Origin of the sequence: Terriglobus albidus (genome assembly GCF_025685425.1) — a bacterium.
In the GTDB taxonomy this organism is placed as follows: domain Bacteria; phylum Acidobacteriota; class Terriglobia; order Terriglobales; family Acidobacteriaceae; genus Terriglobus; species Terriglobus albidus.
Genome location: NZ_JAGTAS010000057.1, coordinates 397,412 through 423,530 on the forward strand (window position 1 = coordinate 397,412; position 26,119 = coordinate 423,530).

Annotated in this window: 29 protein-coding genes; 5 read left to right on the forward strand and 24 right to left on the reverse strand. The window is 56.9% G+C overall.

Going from position 1 to position 26,119, the window contains the following annotated elements:
• Window positions 1-34: 34 nt before the first annotated feature.
• The 24 genes from OHL21_RS17930 to OHL21_RS18045 all read right to left on the reverse strand — a co-directional run bounded on the left by OHL21_RS17930 (window position 35) and on the right by OHL21_RS18045 (window position 24,011).
• A complete protein-coding gene (locus tag OHL21_RS17930) occupies window positions 35-2,473 on the reverse strand; it encodes a hypothetical protein (protein ID WP_263418661.1) in 2,439 nt (812 codons plus the stop codon).
• Window positions 2,470-3,024 carry a putative peptidoglycan-binding domain-containing protein gene (locus OHL21_RS17935; RefSeq protein WP_263418662.1) on the reverse strand — a complete coding sequence of 185 codons (555 nt, stop codon included), beginning with the start codon at window positions 3,022-3,024 and terminating at the stop codon, window positions 2,470-2,472. Before OHL21_RS17935 ends, OHL21_RS17930 begins: the two co-directional genes overlap by 4 nt.
• Window positions 3,024-3,350: a hypothetical protein gene (locus tag OHL21_RS17940; protein ID WP_263418663.1), complete on the reverse strand. Its 327-nt coding sequence runs from the start codon at window positions 3,348-3,350 to the stop codon at window positions 3,024-3,026. Before OHL21_RS17940 ends, OHL21_RS17935 begins: the two co-directional genes overlap by 1 nt.
• 128 nt (window positions 3,351-3,478) lie before the next feature.
• On the reverse strand, window positions 3,479-6,526 hold the full coding sequence (locus tag OHL21_RS17945; RefSeq protein ID WP_263418664.1) for a host specificity factor TipJ family phage tail protein: 3,048 nt from the start codon (window positions 6,524-6,526) through the stop codon (window positions 3,479-3,481).
• Window positions 6,516-6,923, reverse strand: a complete 408-nt coding sequence (locus OHL21_RS17950) for a C40 family peptidase (protein ID WP_263418665.1) — start codon at window positions 6,921-6,923, stop codon at window positions 6,516-6,518. Before OHL21_RS17950 ends, OHL21_RS17945 begins: the two co-directional genes overlap by 11 nt.
• The gene (locus tag OHL21_RS17955; RefSeq protein WP_263418666.1) at window positions 6,920-7,405 is read right to left on the reverse strand and encodes a DUF1833 domain-containing protein; all 486 of its coding nucleotides are present in this window, start codon (window positions 7,403-7,405) and stop codon (window positions 6,920-6,922) included. The genes OHL21_RS17950 and OHL21_RS17955 overlap by 4 nt, the downstream gene beginning before the upstream one ends.
• Window positions 7,402-7,803, reverse strand: a complete 402-nt coding sequence (locus tag OHL21_RS17960; protein ID WP_263418667.1) for a hypothetical protein — start codon at window positions 7,801-7,803, stop codon at window positions 7,402-7,404. The genes OHL21_RS17955 and OHL21_RS17960 overlap by 4 nt, the downstream gene beginning before the upstream one ends.
• Window positions 7,804-7,806: 3 nt before the next feature.
• A complete protein-coding gene (locus OHL21_RS17965; protein ID WP_263418668.1) occupies window positions 7,807-10,437 on the reverse strand; it encodes a P1/P2 acidic ribosomal protein in 2,631 nt (876 codons plus the stop codon).
• Window positions 10,438-10,510: 73 nt separating this feature from the next.
• Window positions 10,511-10,792, reverse strand: a complete 282-nt coding sequence (locus OHL21_RS17970; RefSeq protein ID WP_263418669.1) for a hypothetical protein — start codon at window positions 10,790-10,792, stop codon at window positions 10,511-10,513.
• A gap of 251 nt (window positions 10,793-11,043) precedes the next feature.
• A complete protein-coding gene (locus OHL21_RS17975) occupies window positions 11,044-11,475 on the reverse strand; it encodes a hypothetical protein (protein ID WP_263418670.1) in 432 nt (143 codons plus the stop codon).
• A gap of 75 nt (window positions 11,476-11,550) precedes the next feature.
• The gene (locus OHL21_RS17980) at window positions 11,551-12,363 is read right to left on the reverse strand and encodes a phage tail tube protein (RefSeq protein ID WP_263418671.1); all 813 of its coding nucleotides are present in this window, start codon (window positions 12,361-12,363) and stop codon (window positions 11,551-11,553) included.
• A 24-nt stretch (window positions 12,364-12,387) separates the two neighbouring features.
• Window positions 12,388-13,071 carry a hypothetical protein gene (locus tag OHL21_RS17985; protein ID WP_263418672.1) on the reverse strand — a complete coding sequence of 228 codons (684 nt, stop codon included), beginning with the start codon at window positions 13,069-13,071 and terminating at the stop codon, window positions 12,388-12,390.
• Between the two features lie 2 nt (window positions 13,072-13,073).
• Window positions 13,074-13,346: a DUF6527 family protein gene (locus tag OHL21_RS17990; RefSeq protein ID WP_263418673.1), complete on the reverse strand. Its 273-nt coding sequence runs from the start codon at window positions 13,344-13,346 to the stop codon at window positions 13,074-13,076.
• Window positions 13,346-13,825, reverse strand: coding sequence for a hypothetical protein (locus OHL21_RS17995; RefSeq protein WP_263418674.1), 480 nt, complete (start codon window positions 13,823-13,825; stop codon window positions 13,346-13,348). The genes OHL21_RS17990 and OHL21_RS17995 overlap by 1 nt, the downstream gene beginning before the upstream one ends.
• Complete coding sequence (locus tag OHL21_RS18000; RefSeq protein ID WP_263418675.1) at window positions 13,818-14,135, reverse strand: hypothetical protein; 318 nt, start codon at window positions 14,133-14,135, stop codon at window positions 13,818-13,820. Before OHL21_RS18000 ends, OHL21_RS17995 begins: the two co-directional genes overlap by 8 nt.
• Window positions 14,135-14,692, reverse strand: coding sequence for a hypothetical protein (locus OHL21_RS18005; protein WP_263418676.1), 558 nt, complete (start codon window positions 14,690-14,692; stop codon window positions 14,135-14,137). Before OHL21_RS18005 ends, OHL21_RS18000 begins: the two co-directional genes overlap by 1 nt.
• A gap of 79 nt (window positions 14,693-14,771) precedes the next feature.
• Window positions 14,772-15,722: a hypothetical protein gene (locus OHL21_RS18010; protein ID WP_263418677.1), complete on the reverse strand. Its 951-nt coding sequence runs from the start codon at window positions 15,720-15,722 to the stop codon at window positions 14,772-14,774.
• 58 nt (window positions 15,723-15,780) lie between these two features.
• Window positions 15,781-16,152 (reverse strand): capsid cement protein, encoded by a 372-nt coding sequence (locus tag OHL21_RS18015; RefSeq protein ID WP_263418678.1) that lies wholly within the window; start codon window positions 16,150-16,152, stop codon window positions 15,781-15,783.
• A 43-nt stretch (window positions 16,153-16,195) separates the two neighbouring features.
• Window positions 16,196-17,632: a S49 family peptidase gene (locus OHL21_RS18020; protein WP_263418679.1), complete on the reverse strand. Its 1,437-nt coding sequence runs from the start codon at window positions 17,630-17,632 to the stop codon at window positions 16,196-16,198.
• On the reverse strand, window positions 17,632-19,287 hold the full coding sequence (locus OHL21_RS18025) for a phage portal protein (protein WP_263418680.1): 1,656 nt from the start codon (window positions 19,285-19,287) through the stop codon (window positions 17,632-17,634). The genes OHL21_RS18020 and OHL21_RS18025 overlap by 1 nt, the downstream gene beginning before the upstream one ends.
• Before the next feature lie 283 nt (window positions 19,288-19,570).
• Window positions 19,571-21,568 (reverse strand): phage terminase large subunit family protein, encoded by a 1,998-nt coding sequence (locus OHL21_RS18030; protein WP_263418681.1) that lies wholly within the window; start codon window positions 21,566-21,568, stop codon window positions 19,571-19,573.
• Between the two features lie 727 nt (window positions 21,569-22,295).
• Window positions 22,296-22,736, reverse strand: coding sequence for an XF1762 family protein (locus OHL21_RS18035; protein ID WP_263418682.1), 441 nt, complete (start codon window positions 22,734-22,736; stop codon window positions 22,296-22,298).
• Window positions 22,733-23,482, reverse strand: coding sequence for a hypothetical protein (locus tag OHL21_RS18040; RefSeq protein ID WP_263418683.1), 750 nt, complete (start codon window positions 23,480-23,482; stop codon window positions 22,733-22,735). The genes OHL21_RS18035 and OHL21_RS18040 overlap by 4 nt, the downstream gene beginning before the upstream one ends.
• 58 nt (window positions 23,483-23,540) lie before the next feature.
• Complete coding sequence (locus OHL21_RS18045) at window positions 23,541-24,011, reverse strand: hypothetical protein (protein WP_263418684.1); 471 nt, start codon at window positions 24,009-24,011, stop codon at window positions 23,541-23,543.
• A 119-nt stretch (window positions 24,012-24,130) separates the two neighbouring features.
• Here OHL21_RS18045 and OHL21_RS18050 point away from each other — a divergent pair, with 119 nt between their 5' ends.
• From OHL21_RS18050 to OHL21_RS18070, 5 genes are read left to right on the forward strand one after another with little or no spacing between them, the layout of a single operon-like run.
• On the forward strand, window positions 24,131-24,301 hold the full coding sequence (locus OHL21_RS18050) for a hypothetical protein (RefSeq protein ID WP_263418685.1): 171 nt from the start codon (window positions 24,131-24,133) through the stop codon (window positions 24,299-24,301).
• Window positions 24,298-24,525: a hypothetical protein gene (locus OHL21_RS18055; protein ID WP_263418686.1), complete on the forward strand. Its 228-nt coding sequence runs from the start codon at window positions 24,298-24,300 to the stop codon at window positions 24,523-24,525. The genes OHL21_RS18050 and OHL21_RS18055 overlap by 4 nt, the downstream gene beginning before the upstream one ends.
• A 7-nt stretch (window positions 24,526-24,532) precedes the next feature.
• The gene (locus OHL21_RS18060; RefSeq protein WP_263418687.1) at window positions 24,533-24,793 is read left to right on the forward strand and encodes a hypothetical protein; all 261 of its coding nucleotides are present in this window, start codon (window positions 24,533-24,535) and stop codon (window positions 24,791-24,793) included.
• Between the two features lie 10 nt (window positions 24,794-24,803).
• On the forward strand, window positions 24,804-25,508 hold the full coding sequence (locus OHL21_RS18065) for an SOS response-associated peptidase (protein ID WP_263418688.1): 705 nt from the start codon (window positions 24,804-24,806) through the stop codon (window positions 25,506-25,508).
• Window positions 25,498-26,010, forward strand: coding sequence for a hypothetical protein (locus tag OHL21_RS18070; RefSeq protein WP_263418689.1), 513 nt, complete (start codon window positions 25,498-25,500; stop codon window positions 26,008-26,010). Before OHL21_RS18065 ends, OHL21_RS18070 begins: the two co-directional genes overlap by 11 nt.
• Window positions 26,011-26,119 lie beyond the last annotated feature (109 nt).

Consider the following 26,119-nt stretch of genomic DNA (forward strand, 5'->3'; position numbering starts at 1 on the left):
CTCAAACAATTGTCTTTTGTGAAAAGACAGGAGCTCATTGGAAGAACGGCGTCTTGATTACCTGAACCTTCCAGGTGGCCGCCGGGTATACCAGAGCACCTGCGGTGTAGTTCTGAATCCGGATCTTCACAATGCCATTCTGAGATACATAGCCCTGTGCCTGGACACCAATTAGCGGTTGGCTACTAGAGACAAGTACGAAGTCGCCGACAGTAGCGATCGGGACAGAGATGCCGACTGCAGGGTCCGAACCACCTGGGAAATCAAAACCAGAACCGGCGCCAGTCGCATCCATTGAGAGGCTTCCCTGGCTCACGCTTCCCTGTTTGGCCCGCTGCGAAATCGTTTGGGGATTGTTCGTGGTCGACAAGTTCGGGTTGGCCGTATCGCCTGTCGAGTACGTCACGAGGCCAGACTTCGAGGACGGACAGTAATTGCCCTCCATCGTAACGGAGTCTGTGCCCTCGAAGGCTGCGCAGTAGTTCTGCGTCTTGGTCGTCTGATCATCCCAGAGCGTGGTGTTTTTTATGGAGGAGTAGCGAACTCCATTGCCGGTATTCTTCGCGAAACGGATTGCGCTGAGATCGCCGGTTGTTCCGACCTGGACGTTGTCGTAGTACATGCCGCCGTCGATCTGCAGGTAGTCGGTATCCTCCGCCGAGATTCCGTCCATCTGGTTGTGATGAGCTGTCCCGCCGAAGATCTTCACGCCTTTACTCTGCGTCACAAAGAACCCTGTACCGTTGTACTGAGATGTGGCACCTGTGATGGTCACATTGAGACTCTTATCGGCCATGAAGCCTTTACCGCTTACGTGCTCCATGACATCCGCGCTGCTCGTTATGTCGGCCGGCTGCGGGTCTGAGTCCGAGCCAGTGACCTGCTGCGCCACCCAGCCGTTGTTAGTTCCGTTGCCATAGTTGCCAGAGCTCGTAAGACCAGTGGTCCCGCGGAAGTAGTACGCCGTGGAGCTGCCAGGCGTATCGGCCAACACCCGGTTGTTGCACAGCGTTACCGAGTTGGCACGGCTGATCTCAATCCCGATATCGCCTGCGTTGTGGATCTTGTTTCCACAAACCTTCACATCCGACATCGCATAGCCAGTGTCACCCCAAACGAAAATGCCATTCTGTGTTGCCGTGATCTCGATCGTGTTGTCTTCGATGTCACAGCCGCGGCTGGCGCCGTCATAGCTCTCGCACTTGATTGCATTGGCATGGGTGCTCGTCAGCGTGTGGCCTTTGGCTTTGAAGTTGGTACAGGCATAGCACCTGATTCCTTCCCCGGCGTTGATGACCTTGAAATTGCTGGTATTCAGGTTCGTGGCGCCGTGGCCATAGACGACGGCCACGTTAGCCGACTGTCCATTACCGTCGAGAGTTCCTTCTCCGGTGATAGTGACATTGGAAACACCCGTGACCTGGAAGAGGCCTGCAAGAGACGAGTAGGTTCCACTCTTCAACTTCACCATTCCATCGACCCGGATGGTGTGAGCGGTTGAAACATCTACCGGCCCCATATAGACCGTCTTCCCGGCCGGGAACTGCACTCGGAGGTAACTGCTACTGCTGACCAATGCTTGCACGGCCCCTGTATCATCCGTGGTTCCGTCACACGCCGCCGTAGCGCAGACATCGACGTAGTCGAATACCTGGCACCCGGTCGAGCCTACAACGCATCCAGGGTCTCCCTTATCCCCTTTCGGACCTGCCACCGTGGTCGTAGATACGAACTGCAGGTTCTGCGCTGGGTTGTAGTCGCACCAATTGAACGTGGCTCCGGTGACCGGCACTTTGCGGTAGGTGGTTACCTGCTTAGTCTTGTTATTCGTGATGACGACGCGATAGACGATCCTGGGCGAACCGGCTAGGCCGTCTCCCACCCTCAGACTTGCCAGCTGCCCGTTGACGATCGCCCGGGTGACCTCTTCATTCACCGCCTGAATTGCGCCGCTGCCGCCGGCGCGGAACGGTACGGGGTTGTCATTGCCATCTGTGGCGCGGATAGAGAACTTACCAGACTGCATCACCGATCCGGACCCGTCAGCGATGCATGGCAGCGTCGTTGCCACATCGGTCATCGTCTGGCCATGCGCCATCCCGGGCAACAGCATCAGGGCAACAAACAGCAGACCTACGATAGTCTTCGACGACAATACGCCCTCCTCCACAACAGCAGGTTTCCCGGTGGCGGACTGTGAGTCAAGGACTGCCTTGTGGTTCTGGGCCTTAGCTGCGAATCCGAAGAGCATACTTGCAAGACCTGTGATACCAGCCCACGTCTGAAGATCAGGCCAATGCCCGAGCCAGATTTGCCGCGCAACCGATGCGACGAGGGCGAGGAATGCAACGCTTACCACCTCTGCTGTACGCAGGAACACCCACTTAGTGGAACTGGCACCGCCTTGGATGGCAAGACTCTTGAACACCTGCCACAGCTTCGTATTCTGCACCTGAGAAAGTATCTCGTTCATTGGACTGTAGGCCTTTCAATGAGCTTTAGGACTTTATTGCACCGATTCAGCCATCCGTTCTTCCACTTCAATTGGGTGGGATCTGAAACGGTGATGCCGATGAGGAACTGCCGATTACGTTCGACATAGAGCGGGAGTAGCTTCGAAGGCGAAGCCGCATTCAGCGCCGCCAGCGTCTTGGGTCCCATGGAGCCATCGGTTTTCAACATAGAACCGAGTTCGTTCAGAGACTCCTGTAAGCGCATGATCGCTGGCGGGCAGTTCTCCAGGATGGAAAATGAGAGCATCGCGCACGCCATAACGTCGGACCAGACCTTGTCGAGCATGATCGGCTCCGCGTATTCCTTGCGGTAAACCTCGATCGCCGTCCCTAGAGCTTCATCACGATGGCACTGATAGAAGCCGGCCCTCACCAGATCTGGGTGATACTTCGCCGAAATACCGAACCGGGTCATTCCGCCCTTGTCAGCATTTGCTTTGGTGACGATGCCCGAGAGCTTTTCGTCTTCCTGTTTCAGAACAAATTCGATTGCGGCCTGGACGTTTGCCATCAGTGACCTTTCACGAGTGGCCACACTTTGTCCAGGACGAGCAGAAGTGTTGCGCCGCCGGCTATAAGCTGCCAGCGAAACTGCTTCAACTGCTCCACCTGGCTGCGGATCTCACCAATCCATCCCTGATTGCCTTCCGACCCGTCGCCCGCCACAAACCGCAGCAGCGTTGATTCAGTCTCGACGCGTTGCTTCAACTCGACGTGCTCAGCTTCGCGCTTTGTCAAAAGTGCCATCAGCTCATCGCGCTGGGCTTTCATCTCGCGGGTTACAGCCTCGCGGTCCTTTGCGCGGTCGTCCAGGTTCTCGCGGTGCATACGAAGCAAGAGCCCGATAAGGTCTCTTATGCTCTTCACATCATCCGCAGATATCTCAGTGAGAGGCGTGTCAGCCATGAGCCGAAGTTAGGGCTCATGGCTGGCTCAAACAATTGTCTTTTGTGAAAAGACAGGCTTTATGGACCTACCGGCGGCTCATCCCATGAGACTGGGACAGTCGGATCAGATACGGCTCCCGAATAGGTGCGGGCTCGGACCCGGAAGTATGTGGTGGTACCAGGCTGAACATTCGTCATCCATTGCAGTGCTCCGCCCACGCCAAAATAGCTATAGTCTTCGTCAGTCGGCGCGGGATCGCCGGTTGTCGTGGTGTAAATTCCGACCTCGTATGTGACATCGGCCTGAGGCACAGGAGACCACTGGATACCGGCAGATTGATATCCAGTGACTATGGAGACTCCGGTGGGCGTATCAGGTGCCAGCGTTGCCAGAGCCGTCGTATGGTCAGCGCTCGTCCAGGGGCTAGCAGCCCCTGATGCTGCAACGGCTCGAGCCTCAATCTGATAGTCCTTTGCGCGCGCTACATCAGGGATCGTCGTGCTCCGCTCTCCGTACGGCAAAGTGATCAGCGTCCATGGCCCTACCGGGTCCGCTTGACGGTAACGAATCTCGATATGGTCAACGGTTGTATGTCCTGTCGATCGGGTTCCAGACCATGGACCGTAGACAGCAATCATCATTACTGGTTTCGTGATGCCGCCATCGTCATAAGGCGACAATGCCTGCGAGGATGTGGCCGTTACATCGCTGGGAGCCGCCGGCGGTTCGTCCCACGGCTGTCCATTGATCTGTGAAGTCCACGACGGTACCACTCCAGCGGCAGCTGTGCGTACCGCCGGCGCATCGTCCCGAAGCGTCAGCACGGCCGTAAGCTCCTGTCCCGGCTCAATCTTCACCACCTGCAGATCGAGCACCATGCTACCCATGACACCGAAGATCACCAGGTCCCCGGTTGCGATTCCAGCGATAGGCCCATCGGTCAACTGGAAGTAGTTCGTCCTCTCTCCAAAGTTGGTAAACGTGACCCGCTTTGTGACCTGCGAGCCATCACTGTGACGGATGGTGACGCCGTAGTCGTTTCCGTCCTCCGGCGTCACCTGCACATCCACGCTGAAACCCGCAGCTATGGGATTCTCGACGGCCGGGTCGACATAGTCGGCGTCCAGAACTCGGCCATAGGCCTTTCCCACCTTGATAACGTCGCTGGCATAACCGACGCGGTCTCCACGATTGCAGACCAGGTACTCCGGATCCACATTGAGCGTATATGTGGTTGGCCTCAGACGGGCATCCGCGAGATGGTACCGCCCGAGCCGCCACGCCTGGTCAGCATCGGTGCATCCCCGGATCTGCAACGTCTCGAAGTTGGTGGCAAGAATGAGCGTAGGATCGGCGGCGACCATCAGGGCATCTCCATAGCCGTCGTCGTAAACGATTCGCTCATCCTGTGCCCAGTCCGCCTCTGGATTGATGAATTGCACCCGTAGTGCATGGACGGCATCGGTAAAGGTACGCGAGAACTTGAAGCCCCACGAGTTCCGAGGCGTAAACACCTGGCCACGGGTCGACTGGTCGATGTCTCGCACAACGGAGTATTTCCCGTCGCGGGTATTGAAGGCGCCGCGGCCGGCGGCAAGGATGTCTTTCGCCAGTGCCAACATCGTCGTCGGCTGGTCGATAACACTATTGAAGCCGAAGCCAGCGGCATCGCATTCCGCGCCAAAGGCCTTGATGAACTCGTCATCGATTCTGGAGTCGGGCACCTTCTTCTTTGTCGCCGGGCAATCGCGCATAATCCACCGATAGAGCCATGCGGGGTTGCTGGATACCTGTGTATCCCATGCGCTGGCCTCAGGGTTCCATACCGGTATGGGCTGCGAAACGATGCAGGAAAACTGGTTGATCGTGCCGTTGAGCTGATCGTTCGCCTTGATCCGGAGTGCCAGCTTCTTCGTACCAGTCGTGGATACCCTGCCAGAGCGGATGGCCCGCACTACTGTCCAAGTAAGGTCACCGACACGCGCATCTGCATCAGCACCGCCCCAATTGGTATCCACGCGGGTCACACGGAAGTCATACTGCCCAATCGGATGTTTCCAGCGCACACCGATGCGCACCGCCTTGCGTGCGGCATTGGTGACATGGATCGTACCGTCGACATTCGCCACTGCCGCAGAGCTACTGAGTGTGAGTCCGGTTGTCGACGGGCCTACGGTGTTCCACGAGCTACCGCCATGCAGGGTGTACTCAATCTTCACGCGGCATGTGGTGCTCAACACGTTGCCGGTGCTATCCAGGCCAAACAGGCCGCTAGCGAAGGCAAGGTCGAGAGAGCTCTCAACGGCTCCGGTCGGCCCGCCACGGGTTGCAGTGTTGCCGTCCGTATTGAGAGTAACTCCGAGGGATGTCTCTTCTACGTCAGCCGGAAACAATGACGGGTTCTCGCCAATCTCTGTCTCAACGTCGGTGTAATCGGCAAGATCGGTATTGCCGATCTTCATATCCGAAGGGATCGGGTCTCCCTGGCCGAGGTCGAATAACACCCGGAGATACTGATCATCGCCGCTGAGCTCCGTGAAAGGCTTTGAAGCGTATGGCGGGAACATCTTCACGGTCCCCAAAACCACAGGGATGGAGCCGAAAGGGTTCAACTGGTTCTGAGTGCCGGTGATGGACTTCAGCAGGTCTGTAGACTCACCAGATGTCCCGGCGCCGGGATTCTGGGGCGGTATCAGGGCGTTGAAGGTCAGCATGCCGAGGACACCAATGCCTCCAGCTACTGCGAATGCTGCTGTCGGTGAGAGTGTTATCCCGCCCAACAGTGCTGGCAGCGTCACACCCGACAAAGCACTCGCCAACACCGGAACCGCTATGGCAAGCGCCGCAAACGCGACCAATCGAAAGATCGTCTTCGCGGATCCGCCTTCCGGGAAACGCGTGATGACCACAGCAACCTTTGGCGTGGGTCGCACGTTTGCCCACATCTCCTCAGGAATCACAATGCCGCCGATCTCCACCCGGCACGCCCGGGCATTTGGACCGACCATCTCCCTGATCGTGGATCCCTGAGGGAAATAGCATTCATAGGTGTCCATCTTCATGACGTGCGGTCGCGCTTTCACCAGGACCTGCGACTTCGGCATCTCAATCAGTTCAGCGGGCATAGCGGTAGTACCCCTCTATCCGGTTTCGCCATGTCAGGCTGTCCAACCGCTCACGGCAGGCATTCGTTCCGGCGACAATGTGCAGCATGTCGATCTCTGAGACCATGACTCCGCAGTGCCATGGCTTTCCTGCCAAGCGCAGAATCACGAGGTCCCCAGCCTGCGGCTTCTCAACTTGGTTCCAGCCGTCCAACAAGCCCTTCTCGATCGCGGCGGCAACGGACTCTTTGTCGAAGGCGGAAGAGTAGGCGCCGACGTAGTCGGGAAGTCCGAGGACGGAGAACTCCAGCGCCAACACTTCGCGCACCAGACCCCAGCAGTCATAGCCAGGGCCGCGGCCCTTCTCCTGGAATGGCTTGCCGACGTACTCATCCACCCATGCTGGAATCTGGATCATGCGAAGATCCCTGGGGAATTGCTGGGCGTGTACTGCACTGCGGGGAAAGATGCATTGAGGAAGTCATCATCGAACCCCAGCGTGGCGGTGACCTGCGAAGCATCCGCGTCTGCCTGCAAGATCTTGAAGTCAATAGGGCCGACCTCTACCGTGTCCGGCTGCGATGCGAGGACGATCTCAACCTTGGCATTGACGCGCTCGCCAGCCGGAAGCGTGCGGATGGCATTCAGGATCTCAGTGTCGACGGCGTCGATTGTCTGCTGTACTTGCGGGGCAGAGTCGTCTTGCTCTGCGGGCAGATTCAGTTGAAATGCGAAAGGCTGGAACTCGCCGGCAGCCCGCTGGATGCATTCGTTGTTCATCACCAGGCGGTAGTCATCCTCAAACGAGGAATGACTCAACGTCTCGCACATCAGGTAGACCTCTTCAGTCTCCTCCGCAAGCATCGACTGAAGCGCACGCGGGCTTAGGTTACGGCTCATACGGTCTTCATCTCCATCTGGATGGTTACCGTCCACCACTCCACGCCAGACTGGTCCGTTCCCTTCCACTTCTGCGTAATCGAGGCCATACCTTCAGGGAGCCGGTAGATTGCATCCTGTGTGTCAGTGGCTGGCCTCCGGAAGTCTGTCCAGAGGAACGGCTTCACATCGCAGATCTCGTCAGAGACGAACTGGTCCAGGCGATCGCGCTGTGCGCTGGTGATGTCGATAGGTCCGACCGTCACGTCATAGATACGGCCAGTGAAGCGCCGACGCCGCTTCGCGGGACCTGCTTCCTGGGCCGTGCTAATGACGTTGCTCTGAGGCTTATACTCTGGCGGCGTGTCACCGAAAGGTACCTGTGGGAGTTCCTCCGGCCAGCGTGGATAGTCAGGCATTGCTTACCTCCCCTGCCGCGTGAGGCCGAATGTAGTTTGGGCAGTCTTGCCGATGACACCATTGTTGGCGATGTCCTTAGCGACTTCTCCCAGGACTACCTTGATAAGTTGGGAGCCATCGGACTGAGTAGACTTGCTGGTGGTCACCTTCTGGCCACTGCCGTCGATCACCTGCACGACAACATTGCTGCCGACCGAGACTCCAGAGCCATCTCCTGCTGCCGTGTTGTCGCTCGTGCTTGCGTAGCTCTGCGGCGTGGCAAAGGCTGGCACAGTTCTACCGGCGTTCATCGCCTCGAGGAGAGCGCGGTTTGCCGCCGCGGGGCCAGCCTTCACGACGAACTCTTCACCATGGACGATACCGGCGACCTGTCCACGCTTGCCGCCCGTCCAGCCACCCTCATCGAATCCGAACGGTCCAGCCTTATCCAGGGCAGACAGCCAGGAAGAGCCAGGCGCCACCCATCCAAGGATGGATTCCAAGGTGTAGAAGAGGAACAATCGGGTAATCATGCGCGAGATTAGCTTTTCGAAGTCCTGCGCGATCGAGCCAAACGCTTCACCGAAAGACTCTGCACTGGCAATCGCATCGCCGAAGCTGTCGGCGAAGCTTCCGATGCTCTGAAGCATGGCATTGGAGAAGTAGGTTGCGGCGGTGGTGACATTCTTCAGGCTCAACTCCATTTGCGTGAGCTGAGCGTTGTATTGCCGGGCCTGTTCGATCAACTGCGGATCCCCAGAGAGTTCCGCTTCATGCGCCATCTCGGCACCGATCTGCTTCAGACCCTCCAACCGCTGCCTCTCCAGCGCGACAATCTGAGCGGTGGCCTGAGCTTGGGAGATGACGCCAGAGCCCGCTTGTGCCTCGATAGTCTGCACATCAGAACCGAGGCTCGAAAGTCCAATCGAACCAGCCTCAGAGGCATTTCCGAATGAAATCTTTGCGGATGCACGTTTCTGGTATTCCTCGGTTGCGCGGGCGATCTCGTCGGCACTCTTACCCTGCTTCTGCAGGAGCTCCGTGTACTGCTGAATTTCGATCTCGAGAGCTTTCTGTTGAGCTGTGCTCTTATCGCCAGCCATCTGCGCTAGCTGCTGCTGCTCCTGCAACTCCCTCAGATTGGCATCGTGACGGGCCTTTGCGCGCTCATCTTCTGCCGCGGCAATGTCCGATTCACGCTTGATAGAGATCTGAGCATACTGCGCATTGATCTTCTCGAACTCCTGCTGCTTTTTGAGGCGCTGCTCTTCGGTCTGTTCGGGAAGCTTGGCCGCCGCCAGGATTTTGTCATCAATGATGGAGGTCTCGGCCTCGGCAGCCTGATTGATGCGCTTTTCGCGGGCGTCATAGTACTGATCCAGGGTCATGATCCCCAGGTCGTACTTACGCTTGTCTGAAGCCTCTTCCGCAGCACTCTGCGCCTTCAAAATGGCGAGCTCATTATCCGCACGCGCCTGCAACAGGTCGGAATATGCCTTTGCCGCCTTAGCTGCTTCCTCTGTCGAAGTTCCAGTACCGGTGGCACCGCCGCCACCAGACTTTGGTCGTGCTATGGGCGCGGAGAACTTAGGATTTACTGTGTCATTCCAATATTTATTGAGGTCGGATCCGGTCTCCTTCCAGATAGACCCGATGATGCCAAGATTGTTTGAGCCGGCGGTCTTTACACCTTCGACGGCGCCAGTGAATCCCTTCCGCTTGAATCCATCGATCGCACTGTTGACCACGTCAACCGTACCCAGAATGATCTGGAGATCGGTCTGCAAGATGCCGGCGATGATAGCGGCTGCAGCACGGAATAGATCGACAATGCCTGTGACTGTACGACCGAGGATCTGACCCATCGCCTCAAAGCCATTCGTACCAGCGGCGGAGACTGACTCCGCAAACTGTTCCACGGCATGAGTAAACTCCGGCATGAAACCCTTGTTGAACTGGGTAGCAGCGCCGGCTGCGATGTCCTCTAATTCATGAATCGAGTCCTGCGCCGCACGCGCAGAATCGACCATGTCCTGCGAAAGTCTGATACCGAGACGCTTCGCCTTGTCGTCAGCCTCGCCAAATTTATCGCCAAGACTGTCTAGCATTGGAATAAGGCCAGCACCTGCCTTACCAAACAACACAAGCGTGTCCGCCGTCTTTTGAGCTCCAGCGGGAAGCTTGTCGAGGGAGGCCGAAACCTTTACGAATAGGCCTGCTGGATCCAACGTTCTCAAGTCCTTGAGGGAAATCCCGAGGTCGCTGAAGACTTTCTTTTCTTTGGCAGAACCATCAGCCGCCGCCACCTGAGCTTTGGCTAGCTTCACCATACCTGCACTCAGTTCATCTATTCCAACTTCACTGTCATGCGCGACCATGGCCAAAACAGATAGCTTCTCTACAGAAGCACCTGTTTTTTCCGCCATCTTCCCAATATTCTCCTCGTTCTCGCGTACCTTCAGGACGAGCTGCGTAAACGCGCCGACCGCAGCACCTACCGAAACGGCCGGGATAAGTTCTTTTAGGCTCGACCCTATCCCAGATAGCGCCGAGCCCATATCCTTACCTTCCTGCCGCACACGCTTGAAAGCGTTGATGACATCAGAGACGCCCTGGGCGGACAGACGTACGGAAATATCGGGACCAGTGGCCATGGCCCGAAGCTAAACGTTGTGATTTCTCAGGGAAATTGTCTTTTGTGAAAAGACAGGGATATCGCAATCCAGGCTAGTAGGATTCTTCTGGATCACTCCACAAGATAATGATCGCCCGGATACTGTAGACCACGATCATGTTCATCACGTACGGGAAAATGATTAGGTGCACGAGGTCGTTGGTCAAAAACGATTCAGGGAGCAAAGACAGCAAGAAGATCCACGGCATTGCCAATATGCCTATCGGCAAGTCCAAGGCTCCATGGCCACCACCAAAGCCGGCCACCATCATCATGATGAAAGACCCAGAATAGATTCCTGTCAGAATCAGTGCCGGTTTCCAGGGATTGCTCACATCACCAATGATCGCAGACTATTTCCCCAATATGCTAGGGATTTCCGGAGCCTTCACTTTGCCAGCGAACGCTGTCTTCGCCGCCCATACCTGTAGGTTCAGAGCATGCGCCTCCTCAGCCTTCTGCTTCAATAGGCAAAGGAAGCTCATCAACACTTCCCGCAGTGGCCAATCCAGAATCCGGCGGGCTTTCTCCGCGTCGGCACCGGCGAGAGCAAAGACCACCTCCCACCAGTCGCCATAGACATCCTTCAGGCCTCTGTCTGTACGCCGGGCGCCGCCGTCTCCGCCAATGAAGCACTCGCGGAAAGCGTCAAAGACACGAGCCCGGCTTCGATAAAACCCTGGAAGGCGGACACCACCTGGGCCCGCACCGTCAGCTTGTCTTCCTTGTCGACCACAGCACCGAGAAATAATGCTGTTTCCTTCGCCGTCTCCTCTGTCCAGTCCAGGGACTTCATTTCTTCCGGGATGAGTAGGCAGCCCAACAGCAGGAAGATATCTGTATTGGCGTAGGCGGTTCGCAACAGCCGCTGTGCGAACTCGTCGGCCGACTCGCCTGGCATCAACTCCATACGGCTTACGCCGGCTTTCAGCATCTGGGCTTCGGTGAAGATGTCGTGGCGGAGCGTGCTCTCGCCAATGTGTTTGTACTTGCGGCCACGAACAACAATGGTCTGCATGTGGTTCCTTTCTCAAAAAAGACGCCCGGGTCTCCCGGCCCGGGCGGTACGTGGAGGCAACGCACGAAACTTGGTTTAGCGGTCGGTCAGACGGTAGTAAGGTTCACTTGCGTGGTTCACCGCATCGTTCTGAATGGTGCCGCTGAGTGTAAGGTTTGTGGGGTCGTCGGAGATCATGTCGATCGCCGCTGAAGGGGCGATGCGGACGCGCCATGCTTCCAGATCCTGCGCAACACCGGAGACAGGATCTCCGAGGAAGACAATGCGGCCCGTGCTTTGCGGTACCGTCGATCCCGCTACGCGGTTCTTACCGGCAGACGAGAGCACAGCGGCGGCGGTGTAGCTTGCCGTGATTCCTGTGACGCCACCGGGCAGCGTGGCGCCGGGAAGGATACGGATGAGGCCGGTGCTTGCATCCTCGATTTCATAGTCCGTACCGAGTACAAGCGTCGTCGGTGTCGTGCTGGTTGTCGCCTTTACGGTCACAACAGAGATGTTGCGTTGGGCCGTCTGCAGGATGATATCTACCACAGGCTGTGGCTTGCCTGCTAGGGTCGTAGAGGCCAACACTTCGTCCGTGACGGTACCGCCGGTCTGGGTGAAGGCTGTCGATGAGCCGTTCATACCAAGTGCAAGGTTTTTGCCCGTAACTTCCATGAGCTCGAACTCGATCGCATGTGTTTGAGACTTTGTGATGCTGGCAAGCACACCACGGGAGTTCTTGGTGTAGTCGACAACATCGACGGAGTCAACGCTGGGGGTGATGGTTAGCTTCCTCGCATTGCCGAGGAAGCGCAGGCCGGTCGGATTGCCGGCGGCGTCGAACCGGTCAAAATATAGCTTCCCGGATCCGATGAAAGTTTTTGTTGAATCTGCTGCTGTGGTCATGCGTCTCTCCCTCGCTGTGGTGTGTCAAAAAATAAACTTGCAAGCTACTGCGCCCGCTGCGCCGCCGATCGCCGCAGAGCGTGAATCTTTGCCTAGGCTGTAGGCCGCCCATGCACCGCCGCCCGATACCAATGCGCACTTCGCGATGTCCCAAGTGTGTTTGGCCACACTGCCGCCCTTTGCCACCTTCTGATACATGTTGGCGTTCTGCTTCTCCAGCCCGAACATATCCAGAAGGTCAGCTTTGTCCGCCTTACAGGCCTGTAGGCTCTTCCGGTCTGCCTCGCACTGAATTAGCCTCTTCGCCGTCTCCTCCGCAACAGCCGCGGTTTGCACGACATAGTCAGGCGACTCAGGAAGCCTTTCGCGGACCACATCGGCGATCTCTTCTTTTTGGGCAACGACTGATTGCGGCACATCCACTGGGGCACCAGGCACTGTCACCAGCTTCGTGATGACTTTCACCGCATCGGTGGAAGTCTGGACTGCCGCCTGAGCCTTATGCGCAGCGGCTTGTTGGTCCTCATCAGCCGCATCACGGCTGGCAATTGCCCCTTTCAGTACCTCAATTTGCTGATCCCGCAGGGCAACGGTCTGGTCTGCCTTCATGAGCTCGTCATGCTGTACCCAGATGCTGCGGCCGGCTATCACCGCGAGTACCGCGAGAACGATGCTGAGAACGATCAGGGCTTTGCGTTCAATGGTCATGGCTAGTCAAACTCCGGAAGCGGAATCGTCTGTCCCGCGAGTTCATGCTGACAGTCTGGGAGAAATTGGATGTTGCCATCGGTGACGAACGAATGGCATCCGATCACGCCTTCGCAGGGAATAACGTGTATGGAAGGGGAGAAGGTTGGAGATTCCAGGCTTCCATTCCATGCCCAAGCCTTCGGGTGCGGATCCACAGGTATTCCGTGGCCACACTTACAGCCGGGGCAATGAAACAGGATGATGTCACCTTGTGCACGACTTGCCTTTGCCATCAGTCCCTCCCCGTTTTCGTAATGTCGTCAGGCAACGTGGAGTACTCGACGTGCCACTGTTTGTCCAACTCGGTTATGGTGGCTGAAGCATCCTCGACGGCGTTCCACTTCGAAGCGCCCTCGGTAATGCTCATAATCAGACCGTGCTGATACTGAGCGGAAACCAGGCGCCAGGCGCTGGCTAACTGCTTCACCACCCACTGCTCGTGCACATCGATCGCATCGTCTTCACCAACGACAGCGATACGCACCACGATGGTCATTACGCGATCGAGACGCACTGGCTGACGGGGATGGCCAACGGGCTTAGGGTCTGCTTCATGAGCAAAGAAGATGGAGTAGGAAGGCAATGATGTAATCGCCTTTGGCCGTGTACGCTGCGCGAGAACCGTGTCAGACGTAATGCCCGCCGGCGCACCAGCGGCATACAAACGGGCCATCAGTGCTTGGCGGATTTGTTTCTTGATCGAATCAGCCATTTGCTTTGCCTAACCAGAGCTCCAACACTCTGCCGTCCTGAATCTTCCGTACTTCGAGAATCCCGTGTTGCGCTGGTGCCATGCCGTTGGGTGTAACCGTTACGTTTGTGCCTTCAGCGATCGCCGGAAACCGCGACCGCCTTACAAGCGCGGACTTTGCAGAGATGATCAGACCAGGAGATGGAGACTCGGCGGTCTGCACCTCGTCGAACTCCTGCACCTGGCAGGGTGCAGGATCCGGGTCACCGTCAACGAGGATGAAGTCCCCGGTGACGGCGAGCCCGATATCGATCTCCTGGTCGAGAGTCATTACTGCTGTGCACCCTGATCGTTACCGCCGGTGGCATCGCCAGCCTCTTCATTGGCGGCCTGCTTTTCCTCGTAAGCTTCAATGAGGGCAATCAGGTCAACCTTGGAGATGTTGCCAGCGAACGTCAGACCGTAGCCTGTCGCCATTGCTTTCAGCTCCGGCATTTTCAGGCTCTGGAGGTCCACAGGTGCACCCTGATCCGTACCGCCGGTGGTATCGCCAGCCTCTTCATTGGCGGCCTGCTTTTCCTCGTAAGCTTCAATGAGGGCAATCAGGTCAACCTTGGAGATGTTGCCAGCGAACGTCAGACCGTAGCCTGTCGCCATTGCTTTCAGCTCCGGCATTTTCAGGCTCTGGAGGTCCACAGGTGCACCCTGATCCGTACCGCCGGTGGTATCGCCAGCTACGGCACCATCGAGAGGCTCGATGCACGGCCCCTGAGTGGCAAGTAATGGAGCGGCATCCTTGTCGCTCAGCTTGATTGTGTCGCCCGCTTCGTAACGCCGATCGCCATCGATTCGGGAGAGCACCCGGTATTCTTTGATCTGTTCTTCCATGACCTTTGGTCTCGTTTCTCACCGCCGTAAGCGGGAATGGTGTTCCCGGTGGTGGTGGAACTCCACCACCGGGTTGGGGTTAGGCGATAGCGTTCTGGAAGAAGTAGCCGCAGTCATTGGCCAGAACGAGTTCCTTGCGGGACTCGACGACGCGCACGATATCGCTACCGTATGCACCCTTCTTCTCGTCGAAGTAGCGACCGGCAAGACCGCGGCCCCACTGTGCGGAAACGGCAAAGGTGAAATCCTCGGTGGAGGCCGTGATGGGGTTTTTATAGAGCAGAGCGGCATGCTTGCCCCACAGGCGAGTCAGGTTTGTGCTCTGGCCCTTGTTGGCGGCGTTATAGACGCTCCGTCCGACAACGATCTCGTCGATCTCCAAAAGCTCCTGGATGAACGCGAGGGGCACTTGGCCGTACTGCCCGGTGGTACCGTTGAAGGCCTGAACGATCTTCGGGTGCGTGCGAAGCTGGGTCGCAACCAGATGGCCGAGGACCAACTGATTGGGACGAACAAGCATGCTGTCCATCACAGTCAGCATCGCCAGGATGGGATCGGAATTGGTCTTATCCGACCACTGCGAAGTACCGCTCAGGGTGGTGGAGTTGCCACTGGCATAGCTGGCGGTATTGAAGACCATGTCAGAGGTGCGCTTCTCGCGGGCCAGATCGCGAAGCTCAGCCGTCTGCTCCGTGGTGCGGTTGAGAGCATTCATGCTGGGCTTGGCCATCTGGTCACGGCGAGGAACGGCACCGTCAAGGGCATAATCCTTCGTAACCGCGGATTGCTCGACTGCCGAAAAATCAACCTCGGGGACCAGACCGCGACGGCTTACTTCGATACCCTCGGCAGGCAGAGTGAAGCGATCCTTCTGGTTGAACTGATTCCAGGTGAACGTTGGAGCATCCACCGTAACGGTTGGCACAACCGACTCTGCGATAAAAGCCGGATTCTTGTAAGCGATGGCGATCGCCGTGTGTTGAACATCGGTAATAAACGGCGCCGGAAGTGTGGGATACGTAACCGACATACTTTGTCGAGACCTCTCTTGTTGAAGTGCTTGGCCCCTTTCGGGGCCGCGCCGTTGTTTATCCCTGCATTACGCTGGGAGCAACCTGAATGGGCCACACGTCGCCGGCTACACCGGCAAAATGGGCAAAGCCGATAAGGCGAACATTGCTGCCTACCGCCGGAGCCGCGGTGACAGCTGCCCCGTTGGCATCGCTTGTGAGTGGATCTCCGGCGGCAATCGTCCCGCCATAGGTGACGGGAGCATAGCCAGCGACAACAACGTCGTAACGGTCGCCACTGACAACATCGAGGTTGTCACTGACGCCAACGATCTTGTCTGTGGCTGCGGAAGCAAGGACGGCTTCACCGTTATTGGTACCCGGCTTCACGATCCTGTACTTTCCGACCGACGCTGTTGCCGTCTTGGGAATCATCGTGTTTTGGTTCATTTCTGCTTCTCCAAATCGTGATTTTTACTGCTGTACTGCCGGGTTACTTCTGCTTCGAGACATGCTCGACAGCCTCAGAAAGGCTGATCTTGTTACCTGCCTTGGCCTGCTCGGCCTGGTAGGCAGAGGCTTTGTCCGCCAGAACCTGCGGATCCTTTGCGTCGGCATTCTCGGGAGTACTGGGCTGTTCCGGAGCCGGAGCGGTGACCGTGGGAACGACGGCGCCAGGTGCAGGCGTGGGAGCGTCGTTATGCATGTCCTCACCAGCCTTCTTACGGGCTTCACGCTCCGCGGCATTGACCTTGATGGCGGCCTCGCCGGCGGATGTCTGGCCGTCGAACATAAGGGTCTGAATCAATGTCTGGTGGCCAGGAAGAGCCTGCTCAGAGACACCCTTGATACGAGCAAGTTCGGCTGCCGCGCCATTCTTTGTTCCTTCAGCCACGCCAGCGGCATGACCTTCCTCGCGTGCCGTCTTTACGGCCGCGTCATACTGCTCCTGCGTGTATTGCATTGCAGCTTCTCCTGTGTTGAGAGTTTCGGAGGCCGAAGCCGCCGTATTGCTTACCTTCTGCACCTTGCCGTCGTTCAGCATGGTGATCACCTGATCGAGCGTGGCGATGCCATCGGCGAGACCAGCGTCAATGGCTTTCTGGCCCATGAACACCCGGCCATCAGCCATATCGGTCAGTACCTGATCCGAGCTAACGCCGCGGCCATCGGCAACGTTGTCCACGAACACGCTGTAGACGTGGTCAACGCCTTCCTTGATGTAATCCGTGCCTTCCTGGGTGAGTGGCCCAGTATCAGAGGCAATGCGTTTGTACTTGCCAGCGGTGATCTCGGTCCGCTTTACGCCCCGCTGCTGGTCAGCACCGCTGCGGTCCACATGTTGGTAGACCACACCGATCGATCCCACGGTCGTCGTGTCGTCGGCTAGATAGATGACGCTCGTTTGCGAGGCAAGCCAGTAGGCTGCGGATGCGCCGAGGCCTGTAACCCAGGCGGCGGACGGCTTTTTTTCCGCCGCCGCCTGAATCACATTCGCGGCCAACTGCGTTCCATCAACATCGCCTCCGGGCGAGTCGACGACGTAGCAGATCGCAGTCACAGCTGAGTCATTCACCGCGGCAATGACATCTTTCTGAAGATCCTCGGTGCTTGTACCGCCCGAGAACCACATAAAGATGTCCATCCGCTTACCGAGGACGCCTTCGATAGCGATAAGCGCCACGCCATCGCGAATCACATAACCCGCTCCGCCGGTCTCATCTGCAGTACGGCGTGTGATGTTCGCGCCAGCCGCAAAGAAACGTGTCGGTAGGTCCTCCGCTTCTGACCCGAACTCCGCTTTGAGAGACGAGGCATCGATCTTGACGCCAGCCTGATGACGGTCCCAGACATCGCAGATCTGCGTAAGCTTCCATGGCGTCAGCGCCAGCGGCTTCTCATACGGGCTGAAAATGCGGACTTTACCCATTACGCGGCCTCCGGAGCTTCGTTATCAGGAGCGTCAGGATTGGGCTCCGGCTTCGTTGTCGGCGGATTTACGGCTTCGGTAGCTGTCGCGTTCGCGATAGCAGGCTCGAGACCAGCCTCCACCCGCATTGCATGCTCCCGACGCCGCTGATTGTGAAGCTCAAGCCAAGAAACACCTTCCAGCTTCATTGCTTCGCGTTCGATCGTCGAGAATCCCTCGCTAACCTTTAGCTTCGAAGCCTCAGTTTCCTTGACCGGATCAATCTGACCAGGAGCATCACCGACGCACTCGCAACGCTGATAGGCCTTGCGGATACGCGCATCGGTGAAATAGCCGGGTGCCGAAATCACGCCCAGAGCGACCGCTTCATCAAGCCACGTCTCATAGACTGGCTCGCAGAAATTGGTGGCGAGAAAGTTGCGGAAGTCCTTTACGAGCTTCCAGAACTCCAGCAGTGCGGCGCGAGCCGCGGAATATGAAGCTGTAAAGTGCTTGATGAGCACTTCATAGGGGATGCCGAGACGCATTCCGATCTGCCGAAGGATGGCCAGAACGAAGGGATCGAATGCAGCGTTCGGCCGCATCGCATTCGGGAACGACACCTTCTCTCCAGGAGCGAGGACATTGATCAGGCCGGCACCAAGCTCGATGTCGTTGGCTTTGCCCGGCTTCGAGGGCTCACTTACCTGGTGCTGCGGGGCCTCACTCTCAATGAAGACCGTATACATCGAGGTCACAACCGCGGCCATAATTTCGGCATCGGTATAGCGACCCAGCTGCTTCAGCAACTCAACGATCGTCGCCAGATATGGAACCCCCCGCTTCTGATCCGGCCTCTCGCGGTTGAAAAGATGGAGAACGGTACGACGGCCGGTACGGGTTCCGAATGCCGCATATCGCTTCCATTTGTTCCGATTTCCTGTATAGCCAAGGGCGCCGGGGTGCTCGTCGTAAATGATGTACGCCACCGGAGCGCCATTGGCATCACACTCGACTCCGCCGAAGATGGGGCTGCTCTCGGTGGCAGTGGAATCCGCCGATGCTTGATAGCTGACAGGAACGCCTTCACCGTTGGGCGAGTCGACGCGGTCAGCCTCAATAATCTGGATACGAGTCTTATAGAGGCCGCCGGGGACCGCGACGGAGGGTAAAAGAATGAAGGTGTCACCGCTTTCAAGCGTTGACCGCATTGCCAACTTCTGTTGCTGGTAGAAGTTCTCGGTTCGCGTAATATCGCAATCCTTCGAACCCGCCCAGAGCTCAAATTCGCGGCTGGTCTTCTCTGCCCAGGTAGAGGCCTCATCCTCGTTCATGCCCAGAGCTTTGAAATCAGGCTTCGGGTGGACCGATAGTCCGGTACCGACTACGTCACGAACGAGATTGTCGATTGCACCGCCGGCGATCGCGTTATTGCGACGAAGATCCCGGCAACGGACACGCAGAATGTGAAGGTCGTGCAATGTATCGGCGTCGGCTGATCCGTTCGCCACATACCAGTCACGAATGGCGCGACGATCATAGCGGGCTCCGGTATAGGCGCCCGATAGAGCAAGATGCCGGCGATACTGCCATCGCTTTAGACCAGCTGCAGGATTCAAGATGGTAATGAACTTGTCGAGCAGATTCGGCTCGACCCTGGCGATGTTCTTAGCCACACGGCACCGCCCGGAAGGTCTGGATGCCCACCCTGCTGAGCTCTTTTACTTTGCGATCCCAGAACAAAACATCAGCGTTGGCATCCGCCAATGTACGGTAGATAGTCTTCCGACCTCCCGTAGTACTGGAAACTTGGGTTTCCTGCACGCCGGTGAGCTCTGCCCGCCCTGCCAAAGCAGCATCGAGCTGAGCCTGAGCCTGTTCGAGAGTGATTCCGGCCATGACGCGAAGTTATGGCCGCGTCGAAATCCAAACAATTGTCTTTTGTGAAAAGACAGGGGTCTAGACCTGTACTGCAGACGAACGAACAACGCGGCGCGATGCGACGGGGACGATGCTGGCCGGTACCGCTCCACCCTCACAAACTTTGGCATGAAGTGCTAGGAGGTCACCATAAGTGGTGGGGTCGATGATCGTCTGCAAGGCAACGCGGGCGGCGTGGGCATATACCTCCATATCAAGTACTTCGTTCCGTTCATAGTTGAGGGCCCAGACAAAACGTGACTTCCGTGTCCTCTTGTCATAAATGCGCACCTTGCACTCGGAAGTCAGTTGCTTGAAGAACTCCTCCGTGCAATCCATCGGAAAGTGCATGTAGTTGGCGCCCGGCCGATTCACCTGCAGGCGGGACATGATGCGCTCCTTCGCGGCGTGAGTGCCTACCCGGAACAACCGCATCTTGTGCTTCTTTCCTATGCTCTCATCAACCAGTCCTGGACGGCTCAGGAAGTCCACACCTTTACAGGCATAGACGCGATTGCGGTTGTCTTGCCGCGGCATGACGTAGGCAGCGACAGCATCCGAATAGGCGCCGCTATCGACAAACGTAACTACCGGCCGGAGCTCAGCGCCCGATGCGTGCTTCCAGGAACGAAGTCGAAAGGCATCGAGATCCTCCCATACGTTCACCACATCCTCATTCTCGGCATCCTCCGGTTTCAGGCCCGGGGCACCCCAGAAGATCTCGTGTGCAATGTGCCACTCTTCTACGTCATTGCCGGTCATACCGGCGTTACCTGTTGACGTCGCCGGGCCGAAGCCGGTGACCTTGGCCTCGATGCGATTCTTCTGCACGTCGACTGTGCAGACAATAAAGGCCACGCCCATCGGAACCTGTATGCCCTTGCCGTCCGGATCGTACTGTTCACGCCTGGCTAATAGCCCGTCCGGCTCAATGGTGTCGATGGCTTCCTCGAAAGGAAGCCCCAAACGTAGGTTCCAGAATGCCCGAAGCTTATCCGGCACACCTTGGGCATCGATCCACTCAGCGACAAGATTGTGCCAGAGGTCCTTCCAGGGGCTGTAGATTGCGTTGATGTAAAAGCCGCGGTGGGTAGTTCTCTCGGGGTACTTTGGAATCCATCGACCACCCCGGAGAATGGCCTGCTTCTGGTGCTCTTTGATACCCACCTTGCAGTTACGGCAGTGGAACTGTACGGATTCTTTGATAGGCTTCCCATTCTTATCGAGTTCCCATGAGAAGTTTGACTGCTTCGTGTCCGGATCCAACCAGAGCAGAGGCTGCTCTTCCCCGCAATACGGGCAGGGGACATAAAACATCGACTGATCTGACGCCTCATATGACTTCGCAGCTGGGGAAAGCTTAGCCGGCAGCGCAGGGGTGGACCCAATAACCACCTGGCAGCGTTCGAAGGTATCGAGGCGCCGTTCGGCAATATCGAAGAAACTACCTTCCTTGTTGACCTGGTCGTATCCGTCCACCTCGTCAAACAGCTGCAACTCGACCGGGTCAGAACGCATGTTGCCGGCATTCGCGCCGGCGATCTTCAGGAAGCCGCCGAAGAACTGCTTCAGGAGTTGGGTGTTTCCTCCCTTCCGGGATAGATTCTTGAAGACCTTCGAAGCCAGGGACTTGCAGGCGTCGATCATCGGCTGAATCGTCTTCTTAGACTTGTCCTTTGCGTCACTATCGCGAGGGAGGACGTACATCATCGGACCAGGCTTGGTGTCGATCTTCCAGCCGATGATGTTGAGCATGATCTCGGTCCAACCGACCTGCGTGCTCTTCAGGCAGCTAACCTTCTCCACGTCGTCATCACAGATGGCATCCATGATCCCTCGCTGGAAGGAATGAGCCTCATAAGGTCCAGGCCTCGCCGTCGTGCCCTTCGGCAGGATGCGGTTAGCTTCGGCCCATTGCGACACGAGCATCTTCTTCGCTGGCCGGAAGAGTGCGCCGATCTCGGCATCAACGGCTGCGAGGTTTTCTTCGAGCGTCGCTATCGTTTGCTCGGTCTCGGATTGAAGCTGGGATTCCATCGGCTATGTCCGTGAGCGCCTTGTCGATCTCACCCTCAAGGATCTGGCGCATCCGCTTCCGCGGCTCTCCCTCGAGTTTGTCGGGGAGTTTCGTGGGGAGCGCGGCGAGACGTTGCGTGACCACGGAAGCCCAGGTTGTGAGTTTTTCCCGGTATAGCGAGAGCGGTACAGTCTGTCCGCGTCGCTCCGCGAGATCCATCTCGGCCTGATCGGCTTGTGCGGCTGTAAGGCGGGCACGCTCATCCGATAGATTGCGAGGCTTTCCATCAGTTCCCTCTGTTTGCTTTCGCTGAACCGATGGGCGGAGCCGGCCAAGGTACCAGTGCATGCAGACGATTGGGTCGTATTGCCCTCGGGCAGCTTTCGGCATACCTTCGGCGACGAGTTGAGAGATTCGCATCTCGCTGAGCGGGGGTTGATCCTGACCAGCAAGCAGCCAACACAGATCTCGTACAGAAACGAGCTTCGGCGCATCCTTTTTCTCACCCTTAGCGCTCCTCTTTTTGGCCGCCATGGCGCCGTTCCGATCCGTGTTTTGCTGACTTTTCCATCATTCACAACTCGCGAAACTAAACTAAAGCCTCACTTTTTTGGTTCTCGTCTAGACGTATGTCGGGGTTCGAATTACCCGAAATCGAGCGGTCGCCGGAAGGACCCCCGATTATTAGGCAAGGCGCCCGTCCACGGACACGTCTGTCCATGGACACCTTCTCTATTGGCGAGGTGCTCATACGCTCACCTCATATCGAAGCTTGTCCTGCAACGGTGCTGTATCCACTCGCGGGCGTGATGGGCAACTCCATGATCTACCTGTCACCTGACCTACGAGCTTCCACCCAGATGCTGTGAGTGTTGTGCCAGGCTCACAGGCATAGATATAGGTGATCAGCCTGCGATAGCCCATTGCTCTGGCAGCACGCCATGCAGCCGCATATAGCTTTGAGCATGCATTCTTAGTACCGTCCGTGGCTAAGCGCGTGACCTCAAGAGTGAATCCGTCCTGCAACGCTCTTGCGTTTGGCCTGCCGACGATAGCAACGCCAATCACCTTTCCATCACACTCCGCCGCAATGCTGAACTTGTGACCGACGCGTGGTCCATGATGGCGATGATGTTGTGAGACAAACGCATTCGCCTCAGCCAATTCGCAGGGAACAATGGTGATCACTGGCCACCACCGAGCGACGGACTAAGGATCAGCATGTCACGCATCGCCTCATTCAGTAGGCGTGCGAAGTTGGCCTGATAGACCTCGCGTGCGATCTGGCCGAATGGTAGGCGCACCTTATAGTCGGCATGGTCTACAAAGATGAGCAGCGGCTTGAGCTCACCATCAGCCATGCGCTGCCACACGCCCAAAGGTCCATGCCCACCACCTGGCCGGCCAACGAAGATATCAATCTGCTTTTTATTGCGCTGCATCGATCGCGTCGTGCGGTTGGCGTCGTAGCCAGCCTTCCAATGCGAACCAGTCGCGCTCATGATCTGTGTGATCAGCGACGGCTGAATGTTGCCATATCGATTGAGTTTGGCGCCTGAGCCTGGCACCCAAAACATCCCGCCGGGCAGGATGCCTTTACGACGGAATGCGATCTCACTAGGCTTGGCGGCACGGCTGCCGCCTTCCACCTGCGGCAGGAGATAGGTCGATGGCGGCACACCCTTGCTGGCGACACTCTTCAGGTTGACGGTCGCTGTGAGGTTTGTCTTTGTCGCGGCCTGGAAGTAGGCCGAGTTCATTGTGTATGGGGTCGGCCGATCGAAGCTGACGCCCATCGTTGCCCGGTCAGCCCGGCGAACCAGCACGGCAACACCATTCAGGGCCTTAGCAGTGGCGGCTGGGAACTTGTCACGTTCCCAGCCTTCCAGAGTCTGCTCAAACCCCTTTGTGTCGGCACTGATCCCAAGCTGCATGCCGCCATACTAGGTAGCGCATCAGCCTGAAACTATTGTCTTTTGTGAAAAGACAGGCTTACGAAAGCGGCCGTTGGCTTTGGATTTCCAAATAGCAGGTCAGAAAGTGCTCAATCAACACATTCGCCATTTCGCCGGACGGTAGAGGCCCAGGATATTCATGATCCTGAAAGTCCCATTGGTCGCCGTCATAAGTCAGAAATATGCTTTTAGTGGATGATGCAGCGGGTTGGCGAATAGTGCTCTCAACCGCGACTCTTGCGATCGCGTTACCAGCATCGTGTGAGGTTATCTTGAGAGCGAGATAGTTTAGGCTCACATACCAGTTCGGTGGCGGGTTGGTTGCGAATCCATGTCCACCTGCCGTACGGCCTTTTACCGCGTTAGCAATATTCGTTTGGAGGGATTGGAGAGCCCACTCGAAGCGATCTAGCTTTCGCTCCCTCGCCTCCTTTTCTTGTGCGCGTGCTTTTGTCAGTTCAGCATGGGACGTTTCGAAATTGTTGAGAATCTCATCCAAGCTCTTCATATGACGAAACTTATATCACTCATCCGTGGATTTTTCACTATTTTAATTTTCGCTTTTACTTCGCCTATAATGAATTCGTGTTCGATCCGGATGCCCACCTTCCGAGAATCAACCGAGGCATGATCTACCTCGGCGCCTGCCTGATTGCTGGCATTAGATTGGCTAGGGAAAAGCAGGTGAACGTCCGGGTGCTTCCCACCAGCCACGCCATTGATGAATCCGTGGATCTAGCACACGAGATCTTCAATCGAGTGTTCCGTAAAGTCCCAGATAAGCTGGAGAAGAAATGACGCAGAACCAATTCAACGATCAATGGTCGATCGAGGAGCTGCCGGCGTGCGATACCGGCATGGAGCTCCTGAAGCACTTCTCCGATGCCCATCCGGAGATTGCCGCGCACGTCTTGCGCTTACTGGCATGGGCTGACCAGGTAGACGAGTTCATTGCAGCAGATCCACTCTGGAATGCTTATACTCGCCACGTCGGACAATGTCCGCACTGCAATGAATTGTGAGGTCTAAATGGCAGTCGATCGATTTATCTGGGAGTACCATCTGACACCCAATGGATGGGTAAAAGGAAAGACATCGGACATGTTCTCCGGCAAAACGGAAGCTGCGATCCCTCCGGATCGGCTGAAGACCGTAGAACAGGAAGTCTATCAGTCTTCGCGTTTTTCTCCAGAAGAGACGAGGATTCGAACCACATGGATCGCAGACGGAGCGGCGGAGCAAATTGAAGAGTTGCAACGCAAATATCCACCACCATTCAAGGAGGAGTAGCTACCGTCCTATGTGTGGCCGTTATGTGAGGAAATCCGGGAAACAGAAAATCGCCGAGGCCTTCAATGCGAAGCCGGCGGGCGAACTCCCCATGCCAGATGCCGACTATAACGTCGCGCCGACCACTCACCAGCCCATCATCCGCGAGAACCGAGATACGGGTGAGCGAGAGATTGTTCTGGCTCGGTGGGGCCTGATTCCCTTCTTCACAAAGGATCTGGCAGATATCAAAGGGCTGAGTACGATCAACGCCCGGGCAGAGAGCATCACGAAATCTAAGACTTGGCGCGAACCCTTCAAAAAACGCCGTTGTCTTATTCCGGCATCAGCGTTTTATGAGTGGCCAGAGAACGCTCCGAAGCCGCGGCAGCCATATGTCTTTGAGACCACGGACGCCAGCATGTTCGCCTTTGCAGGCCTCTGGGATGCCTGGAAGGATGCAGAGGATCACTGGCTCCAGTCGTTCGCCATTGTGACGACGGATGCAAACGAGCTCATGGCACAGATTCACTCCCGTATGCCAGTCATTCTTCACCGGCGGGACTATGATCGCTGGCTCGACCGCGGAGAGACGGAGCAGCTTCCCTTGGACCTGCTCCGACCTTATGAGTCGGAGGGAATGGAGATGCACGAGGCCAATCCCGCAGTGAACAACGTGCGTAACAATGGACCTGAGATGCTCACACCACCCGCAGGAGGCAACGATGGTCACTGAAGCGATGCACAAATCGTTCTTAGACTTCTGTTCCGTTCCGGTAGAGCAGCTTTCAGAAGAGGAGTGGGCGCTCCTTCAGGTTCACATGGTGTACTGCCCGACGTGCCGGGAAACCTTCGAGAGTCTGCAACCAAAGAAAGAGCGTAAGCCCGGAACTGTCGAAACCTACGCGACTGTCTATGAGCCCTTGAAGCCATTCGGTATCCCCGCGCAGGTGTGGGATGAAGTGCTCGACGAAATGTTCGGTTTACCTCTCGGCCAGGTCCCCGGCCCAATGCAGATGATTCATAACACCGCAAAGGCTAACGCAATGGTGGCTGAGAGGCTCCTTCGCAAGGAAGGCATGTCCGACCGCGAGTATGTGCGGTACCTGTTGGAAGATGCCAATGCCTTCTGGCAGACACTAGATCCGATAGATCGGGACTACTGGGAATTTGATCTCGAGCGCGGCATCAGCGTGAAGCGTGTCCCGGGTGATGAACCACCGCGGAGACATCACTAGCTCGCCCCACCTTTCCGCATACGGATGGTCTTTGCCTGGTCCCAGGGAGATTGCTGTTACGGCCTTCCACGCGGCATACTATTTGCCATCCCATGACTGAAGATCGAAA